Consider the following 625-nt stretch of genomic DNA (forward strand, 5'->3'; position numbering starts at 1 on the left):
CAGTGACTTATGTGCCGGGAACCCTGACCATCAGCAAGTCTGGCACATTGACACTTACCGCTAACGGATACGAAAGCGAATACGATGGCAAGTCTCACGCTGCAAGTGCAAACGCAAGCGTAACGGAAGGCACGACGATTTCCTATCAGGTAGGAAATGGCGAGTGGACAACGGAAGCCCCGAGCATCAAGGATGTCGGCGAGCAGACAGTCAACGTCAAAGCCGAGAATGCAAACTATGAAACGGCAAGTACAACCGTAACGCTGAAGGTAACACCGAAGGCAGTCACAGTCACAGCGGGGAACAAGGGCAAGACGTATGGAGCTGCTGATCCTGAGCTGACGGCAACAGTAAGTGGAACACTGGATAACGATACTGTCAGATATACGCTAAGCCGCGCTGAAGGCGAAAACGTTGGCACCTATGCAATCACGCCGACCGGCGAAGCAAGCCAGGGTAACTATGCAGTGACTTATGTGCCGGGAACCCTGACCATCAGCAAGTCTGGCACATTGACACTTACCGCTAACGGATACGAAAGCGAATACGATGGCAAGTCTCACGCTGCAAGTGCAAACGCAAGCGTAACGGAAGGCACGACGATTTCCTATCAGGTAGGAAATGG

At 52.5% G+C, this 625-nt stretch carries 1 protein-coding gene; it reads left to right on the top strand.

What is annotated here, in order from left to right; all coding sequences use genetic code 11:
- Positions 1-625: MBG domain-containing protein (locus tag ACTNDI_RS14015; protein WP_441101572.1), on the top strand; the 625-nt coding region annotated here is incomplete at both ends.

Origin of the sequence: Bilifractor sp. HCP3S3_D3 (genome assembly GCF_052063915.1) — a bacterium.
GTDB lineage: Bacteria > Bacillota > Clostridia > Lachnospirales > Lachnospiraceae > Bilifractor.